Here is a 3102-nt window from a genome sequence, read left to right on the forward strand (position 1 = left end):
CGAGATACAAGCAGCTGCCGAGCCCGCGAGGCTGCGTTCGGCTGCGTAGCAGTCGTAAAACCAGACATTGCAGTGCGTCAGGTAGGCCGTGTCTGCCGGACTCACGACTGCTACGCAGCCGAACGCAGCCTCGCAGGCTCGGCAGCTGCTACATAGAGTGCGTCGCGGCTGAAATTGTTTAACTGACTGGCACTAGCCATAGATGGCCCGTTTGGTTGAAACACAAAACCTGTGGGAGCGAGCTTGCTCGCGATGGGGCCATAACAGTCAACATTGATGTTGAATGTAAGACCGCTATCGCGAGCAAGCTCGCTCCCACAGGGGGTGATGTGGTGTTCTCGCCTTTCGTGTCGGGGTTTAAGACTTGCGGAAATGCGGAATCACTTTCTCGCCAATGTTGCGCAGGGTCTCCAGTTGCGCCCATTGCGGCACGGTGCCCATCTGGCAGATGAACAGGATTTCGTCGGCACCGGCATCGATCAACCGTTGCACGTAACCGATGCAATCCTCGACGGTGCCGTAGGCGTGGTTGGGGTTCATCATCGCCATGGTCGGGTCGGAGAAATCGACGCTGACTTCTTCCGAGGCGAAGCGCGACTTGATCACACTCTGGCCGTTGCCATCGACGAAGGTGTCGTCCTTCCACTTCTCCGGGTCCGGGCGCTCGCCACCGCCGTACCAGTAGCCCAACGATTCCATGAAGTAGCGCTGGCCACGGATGCCGATGCGGCGAGCCTCTTCGTTGTTTTCCAACACGATGGCCGGGCACAGGGCGGCGATGTGACGGTTGGGACGGAAACCGACTTGTTTCTTCTCGTCGCGGTTGTCCCAGGCTTCATGGTAGACCTCGACTTTCTTGGCGATTTCTTCCGGGCCGCCGAAGCCCAGCACCAGAGCGCCCATGCCGCGACCGCCGGCGTTTTTCAGCGACTCAGTGTTGGTGCAGGCCAGGTACATCGGCGGGTGCGGGTCTTGATAAGGCTTGGGATGGATCGGCCGCTTGGGGATCTGTACAAAGTCGCCGTTGTGTTCGATTTCGTCCTGCACGAACATTTTCGGGATCAGGTACATCATCTCGTCGATCTGCGGCTGCAACGTGGCCAGGTCGTAACCGAAGGTGCCGGCCTCCTGCTGGGTGCCCCCCTTGCCGACGCCAAAATGTACCCGGCCTTTGGACAACAGATCGAGGGTCGCTATGCGTTCCGCGACTTTCACCGGGTGGTTCATCGCTGGCGGCAAGCAGACCACGCCGTGGCCAATGCCGATGCGTTCGGTTTTGCCAGCGACGAAAGCCAGCATGGTTTCCGGCGCGGACATGTGCGAGTAGTTGCTCAGCGCCGTGTGCTCCACGCACCAGAAGGTGTCGAAGCCGAGCTTGTCAGCCAACACGGCCTGCTCAACGGTGTCTTCGAAAATCCGGCGGTCGCCTTCGCGACTGGAGTCCACCGTCTGGGCTTCGTAAATCAGTGAAAATTTCATGGTTGATCCTTGTGTTTATTGGATGCGCAGTCGGCGCCAGAGACCTGAGCCTTGCCCCCATGCTCGGGCATCGGCGGGGCGCTCGAATCACGCAAACGGACTAGCCGACTCAAAGGGAAAAGTCAGAGAAAAAAGTCGTTGCTGTCCTGGCCCATGCTGACCCCGCCGAGATTCCAGGCGTACTTGGCCGGGTTGTTCGCGACGTGGGCGCGGCCGGTGTGAATGTCGCGGAATGCCCGATTGATTGCGTGGCTGCGGAAGATGGTCGAGGCGCCGCTGTTGAACATCAGGTCGGCAACCGCTTTGGCGCACTTGTCGGCCACCAGCGCCGAGTCGTAACGCATCTTCACCCGCTCGGGCATGCTCAACGGCGCTGCACTTTGGGCCCGTTGCATCATCAGAGCGAAGTTGCGCAGCAGGACGGTTTTGCACTCATCGACGCAGACCATGGCGTTGGCCAACGCGGATTGCGCAGCCGGGTCCTGAACCATTTTGCGACCGTCGTTGACCCCGACCCGCGCGCGGTTGTGCTCGACAAACTGATCCACCGCGCCTTGCAGGGCACCGATGGCCGAGGACGACACCGCCCGCACAAAAATCTGCCCGAATGGCAGGCGGAACAGCGGCGCGGTGTTCACTGCGTTACCGGGACTTTCCTGCATGAAACCGTCGAACGCCCGATGAGTGCGGTACTCAGGAACAAAGGCACTCTCCACCAGGATGTCGTGGGAGCCGGTGGCTTCCAGGCCCATGACATTCCAGTTGTCGAGAACCTGGTAGTCGCTGCGCGGCACCAGGAAAGTCCGGTAATCCGGCGCCCCACCCGCCTCCTCCGATGGCACCAACGCCCCGAGGAACACCCAGTCGCAGTGCTTGCTGCCGGAAGAAAACCCCCAGCGCCCGCTCAGCTTGAAACCATTCTCGACCCGCTCGACCTTGCCCACCGGCATATAGGAAGAAGAGATCAGCACACTGGAGTCGGCGCCCCAGACATCCTGCGCCGCACGGTCATCGAACAGCGCCAGTTGCCAGTTATGGATCGCCACCACCCCCAGCACCCAGGCTGAAGACATGCACCCTTCGGCGAGGGTCATCTGCACCTCGAAGAAGTCCCTGGGCTCCAGTTCATAACCTTCCCAACGCGATGGCTGAAGGATGCGAAAGAACCCGGCGTCGTGGAAATCTTTCAGGGTCTCTTCAGGCAACTGGCCGGCTTGCGCAGCGCTCTGGGCGCGTTCACGCAGGATCGGCACCAGCTCGCGGGCACGTTGGCTCAGACGCTGGCGAATCAGGTCTTGGTTGAGCATTTTTATTGTTCTCCTCTCTTCACCCCATCCGCCGGGGCGCGCGTGCAGCGGGGCGGATGCAGCACCGGTGGTGCTCGCCTCCACAGCGGCATTCAAGCAATGCGTGCGGCGGTGGGCATCCCTCAAACGGACCATGTGGCGTTTGAAGAAAAGCGAAGGATGAAAGCGAAGATCAAAAGATCGCAGCCTGCGGCAGCTCCTACAGGGGACTGCGTAAAGCCGTAAGAGATTGGTCGGCAGATAAGCCGCCATCGCGAGCAAGCTCGCTCCCACAGTGGGACGGTGTACACCCGAGGCTTCTCACCACTCAACAGGC

2 protein-coding genes are annotated in these 3102 nt (G+C 60.6%); both read right to left on the bottom strand.

All coding sequences use genetic code 11. The features are described from left to right. Window positions 1-357: 357 nt before the first annotated feature. Window positions 358-1479, bottom strand: coding sequence for an LLM class flavin-dependent oxidoreductase (locus tag VD17_RS17205; protein WP_046054824.1), 1122 nt, complete (start codon window positions 1477-1479; stop codon window positions 358-360). Between the two features lie 122 nt (window positions 1480-1601). Beyond that, window positions 1602-2786 carry a flavin-dependent monooxygenase gene (locus tag VD17_RS17210; RefSeq protein ID WP_046054825.1) on the bottom strand — a complete coding sequence of 395 codons (1185 nt, stop codon included), beginning with the start codon at window positions 2784-2786 and terminating at the stop codon, window positions 1602-1604. Between the last annotated feature and the right edge of the window lie 316 nt (window positions 2787-3102).

The organism is Pseudomonas fluorescens, from assembly GCF_000968015.1.
Taxonomy (GTDB): Bacteria; Pseudomonadota; Gammaproteobacteria; order Pseudomonadales; family Pseudomonadaceae; genus Aquipseudomonas; species Aquipseudomonas fluorescens_W.

Coding starts and splice junctions, on each gene's coding strand:
- VD17_RS17210 (WP_046054825.1), bottom strand. CDS start 2,786: ATGCTCAACCAAGACCTGATTCGCCAGCGTCTGAGCCAACGTGCCCGC.
- VD17_RS17205 (WP_046054824.1), bottom strand. CDS start 1,479: ATGAAATTTTCACTGATTTACGAAGCCCAGACGGTGGACTCCAGTCGC.